The sequence below is a fragment of the Telluria beijingensis genome, from assembly GCF_030770395.1.
GTDB lineage: Bacteria > Pseudomonadota > Gammaproteobacteria > Burkholderiales > Burkholderiaceae_D > Telluria > Telluria beijingensis.
In genome coordinates this window covers 4,731,827-4,748,102 of record NZ_CP132480.1, presented here as the reverse complement: position 1 = coordinate 4,748,102, position 16,276 = coordinate 4,731,827, and the positions used below count along the sequence as shown (strand labels likewise).

Genomic DNA, 16,276 nt, shown 5'->3' with positions numbered 1-16,276 from the left:
CACCATATTAGAACGATGGCAAAAGCAAAAACCAACTACACCTGCAGCGAGTGCGGCGCGATCGCCACCCGCTGGACCGGCCAGTGCGCCGACTGTAAAGCCTGGAACACGATGGTCGAAACCGTCGTCGACACGCCCGGCGTCAACCGCATGTCGCAGACCCCGCACCGCAGCCTGGCGCAGACCGCGCCGGTGCTGTCGCTGGCCGACATCGAGGCGATCGACGTGCCGCGCTTCGGCACCGGCATCGAGGAATTCGACCGCGTGCTGGGCGGCGGCCTGGTGGCCGGCGGCGTGGTCCTGATCGGCGGCGATCCCGGCATCGGCAAGTCGACCCTGCTGCTGCAGGCGCTCTCGAGCCTGTCCGCCGTGCGCAGCACGCTCTACGTCAGCGGCGAGGAATCCGGGGCCCAGATCGCGCTGCGCGCCAAGCGCCTGGCGGTCGACGCGAAAGACCTCAAATTGCAGGCCGAGATCCAGCTCGAGAAAATCCTCGGCACCATCGCCGACCTCAAGCCGGACGTTGTGGTGATCGACTCGATCCAGACCATGTATTCGGACGCGCTCACCTCCGCCCCCGGCTCGGTGGCGCAGGTGCGCGAATGCGCGGCCCAGCTCACGCGCGTGGCCAAGCAGACCGGGGTCACCATCATCCTGGTCGGCCACGTGACGAAAGAAGGCGCGCTGGCCGGCCCGCGCGTGCTGGAACACATCGTCGATACCGTGCTGTATTTTGAAGGCGATACGCAATCGAGCTACCGCCTGGTGCGGGCCATCAAGAACCGCTTCGGCGCGGTGAACGAGCTGGGCGTGTTCGCCATGACCGAGAAAGGCTTGAAGGGCGTCTCGAATCCTTCCGCCCTGTTCCTGTCGCAGCACGACAGCCAGGTGCCGGGCTCCTGCGTGATGGTGACGCAGGAGGGCACCAGGCCGTTGCTGGTGGAGATTCAGGCGCTGGTCGACACCAGCCACCTGCCCAATGCGCGCCGCCTGTCGGTTGGCCTGGAACAGAATCGCCTGGCGATGCTGCTGGCGGTGCTGCACCGGCATGCCGGCATTGCGGCCTTCGACCAGGACGTGTTCATCAATGCGGTCGGCGGCGTCAAGATCACCGAGCCGGCGGCCGACCTGGCGGTGCTCCTGGCAATCAATTCGTCGATGCGCAACAAGCCGCTGCCGCGCGGGCTGGTGGTGTTCGGCGAGGTCGGCCTGGCCGGCGAGATCCGTCCCGCGCCGCGCGGCCAGGAACGCTTGCGCGAAGCGGCCAAGCTGGGCTTTTCGCTGGCCGTGATCCCTAAGTCGAACGCGCCGAAGGCCAAGATCGAAGGCATGAACATCATCGCCGTCGAGCGCATCGATGAGGCGTTCAACAAGCTGCGCGAGGTCGACTGAACGTCAACACCGGCACGGGAATCTGGCGGGTTGCCTGTCGGATTTCTTGTGAGCTTTTATAATTGTGTCTTGTTCACTGTATTTGGGTAAACACGTGTTTCAAGACCAAAGGAAATCTCCACGCAAGGTGTACCGTACCAAGGTCATGCTGGCCATGGACGGCCAGGCGCCGGTGACCGGCAAGACCGTCGACCTCGGCGCCAGCGGCGTCAGCGTGAGCGTTGCCGATCCGCTGACGGCAGGGCAGGGCGGCCAGCTCGCCTTCGACCTGCTGGTCGAAGGCAGCTTTGTCACCATCAATACGCGCGTCAAGGTGTCATACTGCATTTTCAGCAGCAACGAGTTCAAGGTGGGACTGCAGTTCCTGAATCCCGACCTGGCCGCGGTGACGGCGCTGGCGCGCTTCATGCGGTAACGGCGGCGCAGGCGCAAGCGTAAACGCCAAGCGGCGAGTACCGATGGTCTCGCCGCTTGCTTATTGGCCCACTGAGCGGGCTAGTCGCTATTCGTGATAGCGGTCATGCAAATCGCTGGCACTTCCACTTACCTCCTGGTAGATCTCGAATGCCACCAGGGCAGCAAGTCCGCTCAGGATTCCCATCACCATCAGGTCTAACATATACCTCAAAACGCCCTTCGGCATCCCCTCCATGTCATGACTACTCTCTCAGGGTAGCAGGACTCGCGGTATTTACAAGCGCCGTGAAATGGAACAATCCAATGGCATCCCGCCGGCGCGCCGCCTTGCGCGCGCCACGCCGGCGGCGGGAATGCGATCCTTGCGCGCGTGTCATCTTCATGTCACATTGACCAAATATGTCATGAACATGTCATATTCGCCCGTTAGACTGCGCCTCATCGTCAGCGGGACCGTCCCGTGGTGTCACTTCCAAAGGATCCGATATGCGCATGAAGCATTTCTTCGTTTCGATCGCCCTGGCCGCGACGGCATTTTCCGCCAGCGCCCAGAACGCCAACATCACCGGCGCCGGCGCGACCTTCCCGTACCCGATCTATGCCAAGTGGGCCGAGCTGTACAAGGCGGCCTCGGGCGTCGGCCTGAACTACCAGTCGGTGGGTTCGGGCGCCGGCATCAAGCAGATCAAGGCCAAGACCGTCGACTTCGGCGCCTCGGACATGCCGCTGACGGCGCAAGACCTGACCGCGTCGGGCCTGTTCCAGTTCCCGGCCGTGATGGGCGGCGTGGTGCCGATCGTGAACCTGGACGGCATGGCCCCGGGCCAGCTGAAGCTGAGCGGCGCGCTGATCGCCGACATCTACATGGGCAAGATCACCAAGTGGAATGCGCCGCAGATCGCCGCGCTGAACCCGGGCGTCAAGCTGCCGGCGACCGACATCACCGTGGTGCGCCGCGCCGACAGCTCGGGCACGTCTTTCCTGTGGACCGACTACCTGTCGAAGACCAGCCCGACCTGGAAATCGACCATCGGCGCCGGCACCACCGTCAAGTGGGCGGTCGGCGTGGGCGGCAAGGGCAACGAGGGCGTGGCCGCCAACGTGCAGCGCATCAAGGGCGGCATCGGCTACGTCGAGTGGGCCTATGCCAAGAAGAACAAGATGGCGCACACCCAGATGCAGGCCGCCGACGGCGCCTGGCTGCAACCGTCGGACGACGCCTTCAAGGCTGCCGCCGCCGGCGCCAACTGGAAGGGCACTCCGGGCTTCGCCGTGATCCTGACCAACCAGGCCGGCAAGGGCGCCTGGCCGGTCACCGGCGCCTCGTACATCCTGGTGCACAAGACCCAGGATGCCGCCAAGGGCCAGCAAGTGCTGAAATTCTTCGACTGGGCCTACAAGAACGGCGCCCCGTCGGCCGCCGAGCTGGATTACGTGCCGATGCCGGCCGAAGTCACCAAGCTGGTGCAGGACGCCTGGCGCGCCAACCTGAAGGACGCGTCCGGCCAAGCGCTCTGGTAAGCCCGTTTCACGAACCCGGGAGGGCCGGCGCGACCGGTCTTTCCGCACGCCAGCAATATTGACAAAACGATATTGATAAAGATATTGACCACATTATGAGCGCCCATCCATCCGTGTCCGTGAACGACCTGCCCGCGAAGGCAGCGGCCCAGGCCGACACCTTCGAGTCGCCCGCCCTGCGCAACACCATGCGCAACCAGCGCCTGCAAGACTTCTTCTTCCATAAAGTCACCTGGCTGTTCGCGGCCTCGGTGCTGGCGGTGCTGGTCGGCATCATCATTTCGCTGGCGATCGGCGCCGCCCCGGCGTTCGCCGAATTCGGACTGGGCTTCATCACGCGCGTCGAATGGGATCCGGTCAACGACCAGTACGGCGCCATGATCGCGATCTACGGCACCCTGGCCACCTCGATCATCGCGCTGGCGGTGGCGTTCCCGATCAGCTTCGGCATCGCCCTGTTCCTGACCGAGATCTGCCCGGTCTGGCTGCGCCGCCCGCTGGGCACCGCGGTCGAACTGCTGGCCGGCGTGCCGTCGATCATCTACGGCATGTGGGGCCTGTTCGTGTTCGCGCCGCTGTTCGCCGAATACGTGCAGCCGGCGCTGAAGGAAACGCTGGGCCAGCTGCCGCTGATCGGCGTCGTGTTCCAGGGACCGGTGATGGGTATCGGCATCCTGACCGCCGGCCTGATCCTGGCCATCATGATCATCCCCTTCATCGCCTCGGTGATGCGCGACGTGTTCGAGATCGTCCCGACCGTGCTGAAGGAATCGGCATACGGCCTGGGCTGCACCAGGTGGGAAGTGGTGCGCAAGGTGGTGCTGCCGTACACCCGCAGCGGCGTCGTCGGCGGCGTGATGCTGGGCCTGGGCCGTGCACTGGGCGAGACCATGGCTGTCACCTTCGTGATCGGTAACTCGCACGGCCTGTCGGCCTCGCTGTTCTCGGCCGGCAACTCGATTTCGTCGACCCTGGCCAATGAATTCGCCGAAGCGGCCACTGCGCTGCACTCGTCGGCCCTGTTCGCCCTGGCGCTGATCCTGTTCGCGATCACCTTCGTCGTGCTGTCCGCGGCCAAGCTGATGCTGCTGGGTATGTCCCGTAACGAAGGCACCAAATAAGAGGCCCCGCAATGAACACCGCAATCAAGAACCCCGTCTACCGCAAGCGCCTGCTGGCGCACCGCGTCGGCATCGCGATGTCGATCGTGGCCATGGGCATCGGTCTGGCCTTCCTGGCCTGGATCCTGGGCACGCTGTTGTACAACGGCTTCAGCGCGCTGGCGCCGACGCTGTTCATGAACGACACCCCGGCCCCGGGCACCCCGGGCGGCGGCTTGCGCAACGCCATCGTCGGCTCGCTGATGATGGTCGGCCTGTCGACCCTGGTGAGCACCCCGATCGGCATCCTGGCCGGCATCTATCTGGCAGAGTACGGCCAGAACAACAAGTTCGCTCAGATCACCCGCTTCGTGACCGACATCATGCTTTCGGCTCCGTCGATCGTCATCGGCCTGTTCGTGTATGCGATCTACGTCGCCAACGTCCAGCACTTCTCGGGTTATGCCGGCGCCATCGCGCTGTCCCTGATCGCGATCCCGGTCGTGGTGCGCACCACCGACAATATGCTGCAACTGGTGCCGGCCAGCCTGCTCGAAGCGGCCTACGCCCTGGGCGCGCCGCACTGGAAAGTGGCGATGACGGTGCGCCTGCGCGCTGTGAAAGCCGGCGTCGTGACCGGCGTGCTGCTGGCCGTGGCCCGCGTGGCCGGCGAGACCGCGCCGCTGCTGTTCACCGCACTGAACAACCAGTTCTACAGCCATGACATGAATGCCCCGCTGGCCAACCTGCCGGTGGTGATCTACCAGTTCGCGATGAGCCCGTACGATGACTGGCGCTCGCTGGCCTGGGGTGGTGCACTGCTCGTGACCGCGACCGTGCTGCTGCTGAACATCATCTCGCGCACCATGTTTGCCCAAAAAACTCCGCGTTAATCTACCTGATAAAAGACAAAGTGATGAACCAAGCCATGCTCAATACGACTCCAGCTCCGGCCGCTGCCAAAGCCAAGACGATCGAAATCCAGGGCCTGAACTTCTTTTACGGCAAGACGCAGAGTTTGAAAAACGTCTCGCTCGACATCCACGCCAAGCAGGTGACGGCCTTCATCGGCCCGTCGGGCTGCGGCAAGTCGACCCTGCTGCGCACGTTGAACCGCATGTACGACCTGTATCCGGGCCAGCGCGCCGAGGGCTCGATCATGTACCGCGGCCGCAACATCCTGGAGCCGGGTGTCGACGTCAACATGCTGCGCGCCAAGGTCGGCATGGTGTTCCAGAAACCGACCCCGTTCCCGATGTCGATCTACGACAACATCGCCTTCGGCGTGCGCCTGTACGAAAACCTCTCCAAGGGCGAGATGGACGAGCGCGTCGAATGGGCGCTCAAGAAGGCGGCGCTGTGGGAAGAAGCGAAGGACAAATTGAACAAGAGCGGCCTGTCGCTGTCGGGCGGCCAGCAGCAGCGCCTGTGCATCGCGCGCGGCGTGGCGGTGAAACCGGACGTGCTGCTGCTGGACGAGCCCACCTCGGCGCTGGACCCGATCTCGACCGCCAAGATCGAAGAACTGATCAGCGAACTGAAGCAGGATTACACGATCACCATCGTGACCCACAATATGCAACAGGCCGCTCGTTGTTCCGATTACACTGCCTACATGTATCTTGGCGAGCTCGTCGAATTCGGCGAAACCGACCAGATCTTCATGAATCCGGCGCGCAAGGAAACGCAAGACTATATTACCGGCCGCTTCGGCTGATCCGACCGGTTATCCCATTCCTGCCGGCCGTGCCGGCTTCACAAGAATATTGACGGAGAGTTTGTATGACAGGCGAGCATTCATCCAAGCAGTACGACCAGGAACTCGAGGGGATCCGTTCCCAGGTCTTGCTGATGGGCGGCATGGTGGAAACCCAGTTCGAAGAAGCGCTCGAGTGCTTCCGTATCGGCGACATCGCGCGCGCCGAGCGCGTGATGGCCGAAGACCAGGCAGTCAACCAGCTCGAAGTCTCGCTCGACGACGCCTGCAGCCACCTGATCGTCAAGCGCCAGCCGGCCGCCAACGACTTGCGCACCGTGATGGCCACCATCAAGGTGATCACCGACCTGGAGCGCATCGGTGACGAGGCGACCAAGGTCGCGCGCACCGCCAAGAGCCTGCACGAGCGTGGTACCACCGGTTTTGCCCATTACGACATGATCCGCACCATTGCCAAGGCGACCTCGGAACTGCTGCACGACGCGCTCGACGCCTTCGCGCGCCTGGACGGCAAGCAGGCCTTGCAGATCATCGCCGGCGACGAAGTGGTCGACCACGAATTCCGCACCATCCTGCGCAGCATGGTCACCTACATGATGGAAGACCCGCGCACGATCTCGTCGGCGCTGGACACGCTGTGGGTGGCCAAGGCGATCGAACGCATCGGCGACCACGCGAAGAATATCGCCGAATACGTGATCTACGTGGTCGAAGGGCGCGACATCCGTCACAGCAAGGTCACGCTCGACGACCAGCCGGTGGCTTGACGATGGCGGACAATACCTCGGTCCTGGTGGTCGAAGACGAACCCGCGATCGTCGAGCTGGTGACGTATTCGCTGCGCGAGGCGGGGTGGGACATCCGCACCGCCGACACCACGGCCGGCGCCTGGGAAAGCATCAGCCGGGGCAAGCCCGACCTGCTGCTGCTGGACTGGATGCTGCCCGACCAGAGCGGCCTGCGCCTGCTGTCGCGCCTGCGCGCGGACCGCGACTTCCAGGACCTGCCGGTCATCATGCTGACGGCAAAAAGCATGGAGGAAGACAAGCTGGCGGGCCTGAACAACGGCGCCGACGACTACATCACCAAGCCGTTCTCGCCGCGCGAGCTGCTGGCCCGTTCGCGCGCGCTGCTGCGCCGCAAATCGCCGCACCTGGCCGAGGCGCCGCTGCGCGCCGGCACCGTGACGCTCGATCCGAACAGCTGCACCGTGACGGTCGAGAACCAGCAGATCGACATCGGCAATGCCGAATACAAGCTGCTCAAGTACCTGATGGCGCACCGCGAGCGCGTGTTCTCGCGCGCCCAGCTGCTGGATAAAGTGTGGGGCGATCATGCCGTGATCGAGGAGCGCACGGTCGACGTGCACGTGCTGCGCCTGCGCAAGGCGCTCAAGTCGGCGGACGGCTTGATCCGGACCGTGCGCAGCGTCGGCTACATGCTGTCCGAGAAATAAGCGGTGGCGAAGGACGCGATGAATCCCAAGCTGCTGTTCTGGGTGCCGGCGCTGCTGCGCACGGGCCTGTTGTTCGCCGCGGCCGGCGCGGTATGGTGGTGGTTCGGTGCGGTGGCCGGGCTGTCGCTGGCGCTGGCCGGCATGGCGGTGGCGGTGTTCACCCAACTGTCGTACCTGCACAAGCTGGGCGAGTGGCTGGACGAGCCGCACAGCACGCGCCTGCCGGACGGCTGGGGCGCCTGGACCGACGCCTTCGCCCGCCTGTACCGCCTGCGGCGCGACGACGAACGGCACCAGGCCGAACTGACCGAATGGCTGGCGCGCTTCCGCCAGGCGATGCACCTGCTGCCGGAAGGTGTCGCCATCATGGACGACGTGCTGTTCCTGGAGTGGTGCAATCCGGCGGCCGAACGCCACCTGGGCCTGACGATGGAGCGCGACAAGGGCCTGCGCGTGACGAACCTGGTGCGCCATCCGGACTTCATCGACTACATCATCCTGGGCCGCTACGAGCAGCCGCTGACCCTGTCGTTCCGCGGCCGCAAGCTGGAATGCCGCATCATCCCGTTCGAGAACCGGCGCCAGATCCTGGTGACGCACGACGCGACGGATACCGAGCGGATCGAAGCGATGCGGCGCGACTTCATCGCCAACGCCTCGCACGAATTGCGCACGCCCTTGACCGTGATCGTGGGCTTCCTGGAAATCGCAATGTCCGACCCCGGCATCGATGTCACGACCCGCATGTCGCACCTGACGCTGATGACGGAGCAGGCGCACCGCATGCAGCGCCTGATCCAGGACATGCTGACCTTGTCGCGGCTGGAGTCCGACGAATATCCGTTGAAGCGCGAGCGGGTGGACGTCCACAGCCTGATCGACTCGATCGCGGCCGAGGCGCGCGCGCTATCCGGTGGCCGCCACCAGATCGAGGTGTCGATCGACGGCCCCGACATCATGGGCAGCATGGAAGAACTGCGCAGCGCCTTCGCCAACCTGGCCTCGAACGCGGTGCGCTACTCGCCGAACGGCGGCACGATCCGCCTGGCCTGGACCCGTAACGCGGACGCCCTGAGTTTCGCGGTGACGGACTGCGGCATCGGCATCGACCCCGAGCACATCCCGCGCCTGACCGAGCGTTTCTACCGCGTCGACAAGAGCCGCTCGCGCGAAACGCAAGGTACCGGCCTCGGCCTGGCGATCGTCAAGCACGTCCTGCTGCGCCACGGCGGCAAGCTGACGATCACCTCCCAGCCAGGCAAGGGCAGCGCTTTCTCCGCCTCACTCCCCAACACCTCCTTGCCCGCCTAACCCGCAAGCAATAGCCCAACAATGAGGGTCAGAGTCGAATTCTTTGACAACTTTGTGACTTACCGAGGTGCTCTACCTCCAAGTCCCTAGTCTCATTAAAACTTGCTTATAAGATAATTAGGGTCAGGGTCGAATTGTTTGGCAACTTTGAGGAATTGCCCAACAATTCGACTCTGACCCTAGCCGTAGATGCGGGCTTTTTGGGCTGCACGGATATTGATTGGGCAATGGGGATGTTACGGGGAAAGAAAGGCCACTAACTCGTACACGGAAACAATTGATCCATCCGTTTTCGTTGCAAAACGCATGAGGGTCAGAGTCGAATTATCGAGCAACTTTAAAAGTTGTCAAACAATTCGACTCTGACCCTAATTGTCTTTTCGGAAAGGTGCGGCTGGGCAGTTGAGGTCAGAGAAGATTGGTGAGCGAAGATGGGAAATTGCTCAACAATTTTACTCTGACCCTCATTGTTGGGGCTTAGCGCAGTAGGAGGAGGATTGTGGCCAGGAGGGCGGCGGGGAGGCCGATCCAGGCGCCTTGCAGGACCTTGCGCGGGTGGTATTGGAGGAGCAGGGTGACGCTCCAGGCGGCGAGCGACAGGATGCCGCACCACAGCACCGGGCCGATGTGCCAGCCGCTGGCGCCGATGCAGGCCATGAACGACAGCGCCAGGCCGATCCAGCCCAACGTGCGCAGGCGCAGGCGGGTGGTGGGGGTCGGCTCGGCGCCGCGGCCGTGGATGTCGGCGTAGTGGCGGTCCATCGTGATGCTCGTTGCGGCGAAGCCGCTGAAGGCGAGGGCGGCGCCGCTCAGGATCAGGATGCTCATGCGGCCTCCAGCGGGGTGGATTGCGTGGTCGCCGGCTGCTTGGCGGCGGCCTGTTTTTTCGCCTTGCGGCCCAGCCACCAGGCGGCCCAGCCGAGCAGCAGGCCCAGGGCCAGCACGACCAGGTCGAAGGCAGCCACCGGACGCAGGCCGGGGCCGCCGAACAGCGTCACGCCCAGGTGCGTGTCGGTGGTGAAGGCGTTCAGCACAGGGATCCCGGCCAGCATCACGGCGCCCACGGTCAGCTGGATGCGCCACATCATGCGCGTCGGGCGGACCTGGGCCAGCAGCGCGGCCAGGCCCCAGGCGATGAAGAACCAGTTAGCCTCGGCATTGGTGCGGCTGGCCATCTCCACCGGCAGCAGGCGGTTGGCCCAGAAGTAGGCGGCGAAGGCGATCGGCAGGCCGGCGATGGCGCCGATGTTCAGCGCGTCCACCAGGCGCACCCCGAAGCCCACGCGGCCGCCTCTCGCCACCACCTTGGCGTACTTCTGGCGTTCCTTCACGCCCCACAGCAGGGCGCCGGTGGCGACCATCGCGGTGCCGGCCAGGCCGCACACGAAGAACAGGGCGCGCAGCAGCGGATCGGCGAAATGGGCCACGTGCAGGCCGTAGATCGCGGCGCGCGCGTCCAGGCTGGTGCTGAGCGGCTTGGCGCCGGACAACTGCGCACCGCTGGCGCCGTCGAAGGTCATCGTCGGCTCGATATTCGACAACTGCTGGCCGGTCGGACGATGCAGCTCCACCCGGGCGTTGGCGTCGTTCGGATTGGTGACCACCACCCGGCTCGGCGCCTGGCCCCAGGCACGCTCGGCCTGCAGCAGCATCGGCGCGATGTCGGCCAGCGGCGCGAATTCCTTCGCCGGCTTGACCCGCTCGGCATTCGGAAACACTTCCGAGAACATGGTGTTCTGCTCGGTCCCGTACAGCGCCTTGGTCGGCGCCGGCATGTACATGAACATCAGCGTCACGATGCCGGTATACGTGATCATCAGGTGGAACGGCAGCGCCAGCACCGCGGTGGCATTGTGCGCATCGAGCCACGAGCGCTGGCCCTTCTTGGGGCGGAAGGTGAAGAAGTCCTTGAAGATGCGCTTATGGGTGATCACGCCGCTGACGATCGCCACCAGCATGAACATGGCGGCGACGCCGACGATCCAGCGTCCCCAGATGGCGGACATATAGTACAGGTCGAAGTGCAGCCGGTACAGGAACTCGCCGCCGCGGGTGTCGCGCGGCGCGGCGGTCTTCTCGCCGGTCATCGGATCGAGCGTGAAGTTCTGGGTGCGGAAGGCGGCGCGCCGCTCTTCGCGGGTCATGCCTTTCTTGGGCGGATTAGTCCAGCTGGCGTAGATCAGCGGATTGCGCTCGTGCGGCAGGTCGAGGAACCAGGCGTTGGCCGTTGGTGCGCGCTGCTGCAGCTCGCGCACCGCCAGCGTCGCCGATTCGGACGGCGCGACCCGCGACGGCGCATCGGCCGCCTTGTGCAGCTCGGGCTTCATCCAGAATGTGATCTCGTGCTTGTAATAAGCCGCGGTGCCGCCCATGAACACCAGCAGCAGCAACCAGCACACCAGCAGGCCCGACCAGGTGTGCACCCAGGCCATCGATTGGCGCAAGCCTTCTTTCATGCCGTCCTCCCGACGATCCACCACAACAAGGCGCCCAGCACCGCACTGGAAGCGACCACGCCGATCCAGGCGCGCAGCGCGCTGCCGGTCGCGAACACCCACAGGATCACGCAGGTGTAGACGACGAAGGAGAGCAGGGTGGCGATGCTGACCGCGTCCGCGCGCGGCAGCGGCAGTGCGATGGCGATGAGGGCGCTGGCGATCGAGGTCAGCACATAGCCGCCGCCGATGGCCGCGACCGTGCGCGCGGCCACGCCGCCGCGGTAGCGCCAGGTGAGGGTAGTCATGGGACTCAGGCCTTTCTAGTGACGGACCGGGATCAGTGCTCGGCGCCCGGCGCCAGCACAGGGGCCGCGGCCAGCGCCGCGATTCCCTTCGGCTGCACCACGGTCAGCGACGAGGTGTGGCTGGCGCTGGCGTACTGTACGCCGGCGCGCTCGCCGCCGGTCTTATCTAGATGCGCGGTCTCCAGCACATAGGTGCCCTTCCACGGCAGGTCGAACTTCACCGCGCCGTTGGCATCGGCCATCGCTTCCTTCGACCAGCCGCTCGGCACCGTGATCGCCACCTTGGCCTTCGGCAGCGGCTGGCCTTTGTAGAACACCTTGAATTCGCCGGCCGTGCCGGTCGGGACGATGTCCAGCGCCAGCTTCGGCTGCTGGGCCGCGAAGCTGGTGGCCAGGCGCGCGGCCGGGATCCAGATGTGCTGGCTGGTCTTGCCGTCGCGCGTCGTTTCCCAGCCCGGATAGGCATTGTCCTCGGCCACGATCGCATCGCCGGCCGCCAACTGGGCGCCGCTGACCACATAGCCCTTGGCGGTTTTTTCCAGCTTGAGCGCGGTCTCGCCCTTGGCCTGGAGCAGGGTGGCGCTCGGCGCGACGAACTTGTCCAGCAGGCCGGGCGTGGTCTCGCGCTGGTTCAGGCCGAATTCGCCGAACTGCAGCTTGACCGTCTTGCCGTCCTGCTCCAGCCAGACGTGGTGGGCCTGGGCGCTTGGCGCAAACGCAGCAGTGGCGACGAGGGAGGCGAGCAGCAGGTTCTTCATGGTCTTTATTCTCTCTTATAGGGATTATTCAGTTGGATGATGCTTGCCTATGTGCGGAACAAGGAATGTCTCTTTTGGCGGAAGGACCGAATATGTGCATTGCATCAACTCTTGAACAAGAATTATAATGCGAATCATTCTCATTTCAAAACAATTTCAAGGAGTAGTCATGTTGCGCCCAGTGCCATCCGTTGTATCGAGCCCAACGCCCGTCGCCCGCCTCGTGCGCCAGGCCAATGCACTGTGCGCAAGCGCCGCCCTGCTGTCGCCGCTGGCCGCGATGGCTGCCGCGCCCGCCGCCCCGGAAGCGCCGGACGAAGTGGCGGTGGAAGCGATACCGACCGTGAACATCACCGGCAAGCACGACGCCACCACCGAGAAAACCGGGTCCTTCACCACCCGTTCCTCGACCCTGTTCAAGGGCGAAATGGACATCCGCGACACGCCGCAACCGGTCACCGTCATCACCCGCCAATACATGGAAGAGCGCAATATGCTCGACCTGACCGACGTGCTCAACAACACCGCCGGCATCACGGTCGAATACACCGACAGCGAACGCATCAGCTACAACTCGCGTGGCTTCGCCATCGACTCGAAGCAGATCGACGGCCTGAACTACAACCAGTCCGGCTCGGCCTTCATCCAGCCCGACACGGCCATCCTGGATCGGGTCGAACTGCTGCGCGGCGCCGCAGGCATGCTGCGCGGTTCGGGCAATCCATCGGCCACCGTGAACATGGTGCGCAAGTTGCCGACCCGCGCGTTCCAGGCCTCGGGCGGCCTGACGGCTGGCTCCTGGGATCGCCGCCGCGTCGAGGTGGACGTGTCGACACCGCTCAATGCGAGCGGCTCGATGCGTGGCCGGGTGGTGGCGGTCAAGGACAAGAAAGACCTGTTCCAGAATGGGCGCGAAGAAGACCGCGAAGTGCTGTACGGCGTGGTCCAGGCCGACCTGACGCCGCGCACCACTGTCACCGCCTGGCTGCAGCACAGCGATCTCGACGCCACCGGCGCCTGGGGCGGCATCCCGGGCAATTTCGACGGTTCGTCGCTGAACATGCCGATCGATACCTTCCTGGGCGCCAGCTGGAACCGCTGGAACCGTTATAACGACCAGGCGCAAATCGGCATCGAGCACCGCTTCGACAATGGCTGGAACGTGCGTGCGAATGCCGGTTACCTCGGCATGCGCCTCAAGACCAATGGCTTCAAGCAGTCGTACATCACGCGCACCAGCACCACCAACCCCTATCTGATGGATATGACGACGTCGCAGTACACCGGCGACGATGTCCGCCAGCAGGCGTATAGCATCGTCGCCGACGGCCCGTTCTCCCTGTTCGGACGCAAGCACACGCTCGTGGTCGGCGCCGAGCGCGTCTACAACCGGACGGTCGGCACCTATGGCGCGGGCAGCCTGTTCAAGCAAACCATCGATATTCGCACCTTCGATCCCTACTCGACCTATCCGGAGCGCGAGGTGACGACGATGCCAGCTGGCGGCCTGGCGCCGTCGGTCAACACCAATAACGGCGTGTTCGCCACGGCGCGCTTCTCGCTGGCCGACCCGCTGGCCCTGTTGGTCGGCGCCCGCCTGAGTTGGTACGAAAACGAGAACCGCGCCAATGGCAGTGGCTTCAAGGTGACCCGCGAAGCCACGCCGTACCTGGGCCTCGTGTACGATCTGACGAACGAAATCAGCGCCTACACCAGCTATACCGAGATCTTCCTGCCGCAGAGCGCGCGTGGGGGCGACGGCAATGTGCTCAAGCCGATTACCGGCGAAGACATCGAAATCGGCCTGAAAGGGGAGTTCTTCGGCGGCCGTCTCAACGCATCGGCCGGCTTGTTCCAGATTGAAAATGTCGGTCGCCCAATCGACGATATTACTTCTCCCAACCCCTGCCCACCAGTCTCGCCGACCGGCTATTGCCGCATCGCCGGCGGCAAGCAGCGCAGCGAAGGCCTGGAAGCCGAGGTGTCTGGCGAGATCTTGCCAGGCTGGCAGCTGATGGCCGGCTACACCAATACCCGCACCAAGTTCGTACGGGATACTGCCGCCAATACCGGCCAGCCACTGCGCAGCATCGATCCGAAACACGAGCTGAACCTGTTCACCAGCTACAGCCCCAACCGTTCCGGCCCGGGCTGGACTGTTGGCGGTGGCGTGAACACGCAGAGCGATTCGTATGTGCGCGGCGGTGGCCTGACCACGACCCAAGGTGGCTACACCGTCGCCAATGCGATGGTCGCCTATCGCTTCACGGACAAGCTGTCGGTGCAGGCCAACGTCAACAATCTGTTTGACAAGGTCTACTACAAGAAGTTCGGTCCGACCGGCCTGGCCTGGTACTACGGCGATCCACGCAATGTGTCGGTGAGCCTGCGCGGCAGCCTGTAAGCGCCGCCTGGCCGATCGGCCCGCAAGGCCGATCTTGCGTCGAGGGGAACAAGCCGGGGTACAATCCCTGCCTTGTTCTTTTCGGCACATTCCATGCTCTCTCGTCGTACATATCTCGCGGCCGGCGCCGCATTGCTGCTGGCTGCCTGCGGCAGCGCGCCGGTCCAGGCGCCGGCCCCCACCGCGCCAGTGGTCGCCGCTCCGGCCGCCGCGCCGCTTCCCCCCAAGAAAATCCGCATCGGCCTGGCCCTCGGCGGCGGCGCTGCGCGCGGCTTCGCCCATATCGGCGTGATCAAGGCCCTCGAGGCCCAGGGCATCTATCCGGAAATCGTGGTCGGCACCAGCGCCGGCTCGGTGGTCGGCTCGCTGTATGCCTCGGGCCTGAACGGCTTCGCCTTGCAAAAGACGGCCTTGACGATGGACGAGGCCACGATCTCGGACTGGGCCATGCCGTGGCTCAGTAAATCGAGCGGCCTGCTCAAGGGCGAGGCGCTGCAAAACTATGTGAACAAGGCAATCGGCAATGTGCCGATGGAAAAGCTCAAACTGCGCTTCGGCGCCGTCGCCACGGATTTGAAAACCGGCCAGCCGATCCTGTTCAACCGCGGCAATACCGGGATGGCGGTGCGCGCCTCGTCGGCCGTGCCGAGCGTGTTCCAGCCGGTCAAGATCGGCAACAAGGAATACGTCGACGGCGGCCTGGTGGCGCCGGTGCCGGTGCGCTTTGTGCGCGAGATGGGCGCCGATTTCATTATTGCGGTCAATATCTCTAGCGCCACCGAAGGTGCGGCCACGGCCAGCTCGCTCGACGTCCTGATGCAGACCTTCAGCATCATGGGCCAGCGCCTGAACCATTTCGAGTTGAAGGATGCCGATATCGTCGTCACGCCGGCGCTCGGCAATATGGGCTCGAGCGACTTCGGCGGACGCAACCTCGCGATCCTGGCCGGCGAGCAGGCGGCCGCCGCGGTCATGCCGCAGATCAAGGCCAAATTGAAACTCAAGCAGCAAGCCTCGCCGCAGGCCACATCACAAGGAAAACCATGAACACCAAACCCTACCTGACCCTGGCCGACGTAAAGAAAATCGGCGCCGCCGCCGAAGCCGAGGCCGTACAAAACGGCTGGGCCGTCTCGATCGCGATCGTCGACGATGGCGGCCACCTGCTGTGGCAGCAGCGCCTGGACGGCGCGCCGCCCGTGTCCTCGTATATTGCCCCGGCCAAGGCCAATACCGCCGCCCTGGGCCGGCGCGAATCGAAGATCTATGAAGACGTGGTCAACAACGGCCGCATGTCCTTCCTGAGCGCGCCGAAGCTGGAAGGCATGCTCGAAGGCGGCGTGCCGGTGATCGTCGACGGCCATGTCATCGGCGCCGTCGGCGTGTCGGGCGTGAAATCGGAGCAGGACGTGCAGATCGCCAGGGCCGGCATCGCCGCCCTCGGCGCCGCCTGAAGC

The 16,276-nt window shown here is 64.5% G+C and carries 16 protein-coding genes; 12 read left to right on the top strand and 4 right to left on the bottom strand.

Going from position 1 to position 16,276, the window contains the following annotated elements; genetic code table 11:
* The first annotated feature begins 15 nt into the window (after positions 1–15).
* The 9 genes from radA to phoR all read left to right on the top strand — a co-directional run bounded on the left by radA (position 16) and on the right by phoR (position 8,914).
* On the top strand, positions 16–1,392 hold the full coding sequence (radA, locus tag Q9246_RS20890; RefSeq protein ID WP_306392729.1) for a DNA repair protein RadA: 1,377 nt from the start codon (positions 16–18) through the stop codon (positions 1,390–1,392).
* A 64-nt stretch (positions 1,393–1,456) separates the two neighbouring features.
* Positions 1,457–1,807, top strand: a complete 351-nt coding sequence (locus Q9246_RS20885) for a PilZ domain-containing protein (protein ID WP_306392728.1) — start codon at positions 1,457–1,459, stop codon at positions 1,805–1,807.
* Positions 1,808–2,295: 488 nt separating this feature from the next.
* Positions 2,296–3,330, top strand: a complete 1,035-nt coding sequence (pstS, locus tag Q9246_RS20880; RefSeq protein WP_306392726.1) for a phosphate ABC transporter substrate-binding protein PstS — start codon at positions 2,296–2,298, stop codon at positions 3,328–3,330.
* 95 nt (positions 3,331–3,425) lie between these two features.
* On the top strand, positions 3,426–4,451 hold the full coding sequence (pstC, locus tag Q9246_RS20875) for a phosphate ABC transporter permease subunit PstC (protein WP_306392724.1): 1,026 nt from the start codon (positions 3,426–3,428) through the stop codon (positions 4,449–4,451).
* An 11-nt stretch (positions 4,452–4,462) separates the two neighbouring features.
* The gene (pstA, locus tag Q9246_RS20870; RefSeq protein ID WP_306392723.1) at positions 4,463–5,323 is read left to right on the top strand and encodes a phosphate ABC transporter permease PstA; all 861 of its coding nucleotides are present in this window, start codon (positions 4,463–4,465) and stop codon (positions 5,321–5,323) included.
* Positions 5,324–5,346: 23 nt separating this feature from the next.
* Entirely contained in the window at positions 5,347–6,147 is an 801-nt protein-coding gene (gene pstB, locus Q9246_RS20865; protein WP_208280752.1) for a phosphate ABC transporter ATP-binding protein PstB, read from the top strand.
* A gap of 65 nt (positions 6,148–6,212) precedes the next feature.
* Positions 6,213–6,914: a phosphate signaling complex protein PhoU gene (gene phoU / locus Q9246_RS20860; RefSeq protein ID WP_306392721.1), complete on the top strand. Its 702-nt coding sequence runs from the start codon at positions 6,213–6,215 to the stop codon at positions 6,912–6,914.
* A gap of 2 nt (positions 6,915–6,916) precedes the next feature.
* On the top strand, positions 6,917–7,603 hold the full coding sequence (locus Q9246_RS20855) for a response regulator (RefSeq protein WP_123072181.1): 687 nt from the start codon (positions 6,917–6,919) through the stop codon (positions 7,601–7,603).
* Positions 7,604–7,621: 18 nt separating this feature from the next.
* Positions 7,622–8,914 (top strand): phosphate regulon sensor histidine kinase PhoR, encoded by a 1,293-nt coding sequence (gene phoR / locus Q9246_RS20850; RefSeq protein WP_306392717.1) that lies wholly within the window; start codon positions 7,622–7,624, stop codon positions 8,912–8,914.
* A 477-nt stretch (positions 8,915–9,391) separates the two neighbouring features.
* Here phoR and Q9246_RS20845 read toward each other — a convergent pair whose 3' ends face one another.
* From Q9246_RS20845 to Q9246_RS20830, 4 genes are read right to left on the bottom strand one after another with little or no spacing between them, the layout of a single operon-like run.
* Positions 9,392–9,742 carry a DUF3325 domain-containing protein gene (locus Q9246_RS20845; protein ID WP_306392715.1) on the bottom strand — a complete coding sequence of 117 codons (351 nt, stop codon included), beginning with the start codon at positions 9,740–9,742 and terminating at the stop codon, positions 9,392–9,394.
* The gene (locus Q9246_RS20840) at positions 9,739–11,370 is read right to left on the bottom strand and encodes a PepSY-associated TM helix domain-containing protein (protein ID WP_306392713.1); all 1,632 of its coding nucleotides are present in this window, start codon (positions 11,368–11,370) and stop codon (positions 9,739–9,741) included. The genes Q9246_RS20845 and Q9246_RS20840 overlap by 4 nt, the downstream gene beginning before the upstream one ends.
* Positions 11,367–11,657, bottom strand: a complete 291-nt coding sequence (locus tag Q9246_RS20835; protein WP_306392711.1) for a DUF3649 domain-containing protein — start codon at positions 11,655–11,657, stop codon at positions 11,367–11,369. The genes Q9246_RS20840 and Q9246_RS20835 overlap by 4 nt, the downstream gene beginning before the upstream one ends.
* Before the next feature lie 32 nt (positions 11,658–11,689).
* Entirely contained in the window at positions 11,690–12,415 is a 726-nt protein-coding gene (locus tag Q9246_RS20830; RefSeq protein ID WP_306392709.1) for a DUF4198 domain-containing protein, read from the bottom strand.
* Positions 12,416–12,584: 169 nt separating this feature from the next.
* Here Q9246_RS20830 and Q9246_RS20825 point away from each other — a divergent pair, with 169 nt between their 5' ends.
* The 3 genes from Q9246_RS20825 to Q9246_RS20815 all read left to right on the top strand — a co-directional run bounded on the left by Q9246_RS20825 (position 12,585) and on the right by Q9246_RS20815 (position 16,273).
* Entirely contained in the window at positions 12,585–14,819 is a 2,235-nt protein-coding gene (locus Q9246_RS20825; protein WP_306392707.1) for a TonB-dependent siderophore receptor, read from the top strand.
* Positions 14,820–14,912: 93 nt separating this feature from the next.
* Complete coding sequence (locus Q9246_RS20820) at positions 14,913–15,866, top strand: patatin-like phospholipase family protein (RefSeq protein ID WP_306392705.1); 954 nt, start codon at positions 14,913–14,915, stop codon at positions 15,864–15,866.
* Entirely contained in the window at positions 15,863–16,273 is a 411-nt protein-coding gene (locus tag Q9246_RS20815) for a GlcG/HbpS family heme-binding protein (RefSeq protein WP_306392704.1), read from the top strand. The genes Q9246_RS20820 and Q9246_RS20815 overlap by 4 nt, the downstream gene beginning before the upstream one ends.
* The last annotated feature ends 3 nt before the right edge of the window (positions 16,274–16,276 follow it).

Bases quoted from the DNA above. Each gene is read 5' to 3' on its own strand.
- phoR (WP_306392717.1), top strand. From the start codon at position 7,622: ATGAATCCCAAGCTGCTGTTCTGGGTGCCGGCGCTGCTGCGCACGGGC.
- Q9246_RS20840 (WP_306392713.1), bottom strand. From the start codon at position 11,370: ATGAAAGAAGGCTTGCGCCAATCGATGGCCTGGGTGCACACCTGGTCG.
- Q9246_RS20825 (WP_306392707.1), top strand. From the start codon at position 12,585: ATGTTGCGCCCAGTGCCATCCGTTGTATCGAGCCCAACGCCCGTCGCC.
- radA (WP_306392729.1), top strand. From the start codon at position 16: ATGGCAAAAGCAAAAACCAACTACACCTGCAGCGAGTGCGGCGCGATC.
- pstS (WP_306392726.1), top strand. From the start codon at position 2,296: ATGCGCATGAAGCATTTCTTCGTTTCGATCGCCCTGGCCGCGACGGCA.
- Q9246_RS20815 (WP_306392704.1), top strand. From the start codon at position 15,863: ATGAACACCAAACCCTACCTGACCCTGGCCGACGTAAAGAAAATCGGC.
- Q9246_RS20820 (WP_306392705.1), top strand. From the start codon at position 14,913: ATGCTCTCTCGTCGTACATATCTCGCGGCCGGCGCCGCATTGCTGCTG.
- Q9246_RS20830 (WP_306392709.1), bottom strand. From the start codon at position 12,415: ATGAAGAACCTGCTGCTCGCCTCCCTCGTCGCCACTGCTGCGTTTGCG.
- pstA (WP_306392723.1), top strand. From the start codon at position 4,463: ATGAACACCGCAATCAAGAACCCCGTCTACCGCAAGCGCCTGCTGGCG.
- pstC (WP_306392724.1), top strand. From the start codon at position 3,426: ATGAGCGCCCATCCATCCGTGTCCGTGAACGACCTGCCCGCGAAGGCA.
- phoU (WP_306392721.1), top strand. From the start codon at position 6,213: ATGACAGGCGAGCATTCATCCAAGCAGTACGACCAGGAACTCGAGGGG.
- pstB (WP_208280752.1), top strand. From the start codon at position 5,347: ATGAACCAAGCCATGCTCAATACGACTCCAGCTCCGGCCGCTGCCAAA.
- Q9246_RS20845 (WP_306392715.1), bottom strand. From the start codon at position 9,742: ATGAGCATCCTGATCCTGAGCGGCGCCGCCCTCGCCTTCAGCGGCTTC.
- Q9246_RS20855 (WP_123072181.1), top strand. From the start codon at position 6,917: ATGGCGGACAATACCTCGGTCCTGGTGGTCGAAGACGAACCCGCGATC.
- Q9246_RS20835 (WP_306392711.1), bottom strand. From the start codon at position 11,657: ATGACTACCCTCACCTGGCGCTACCGCGGCGGCGTGGCCGCGCGCACG.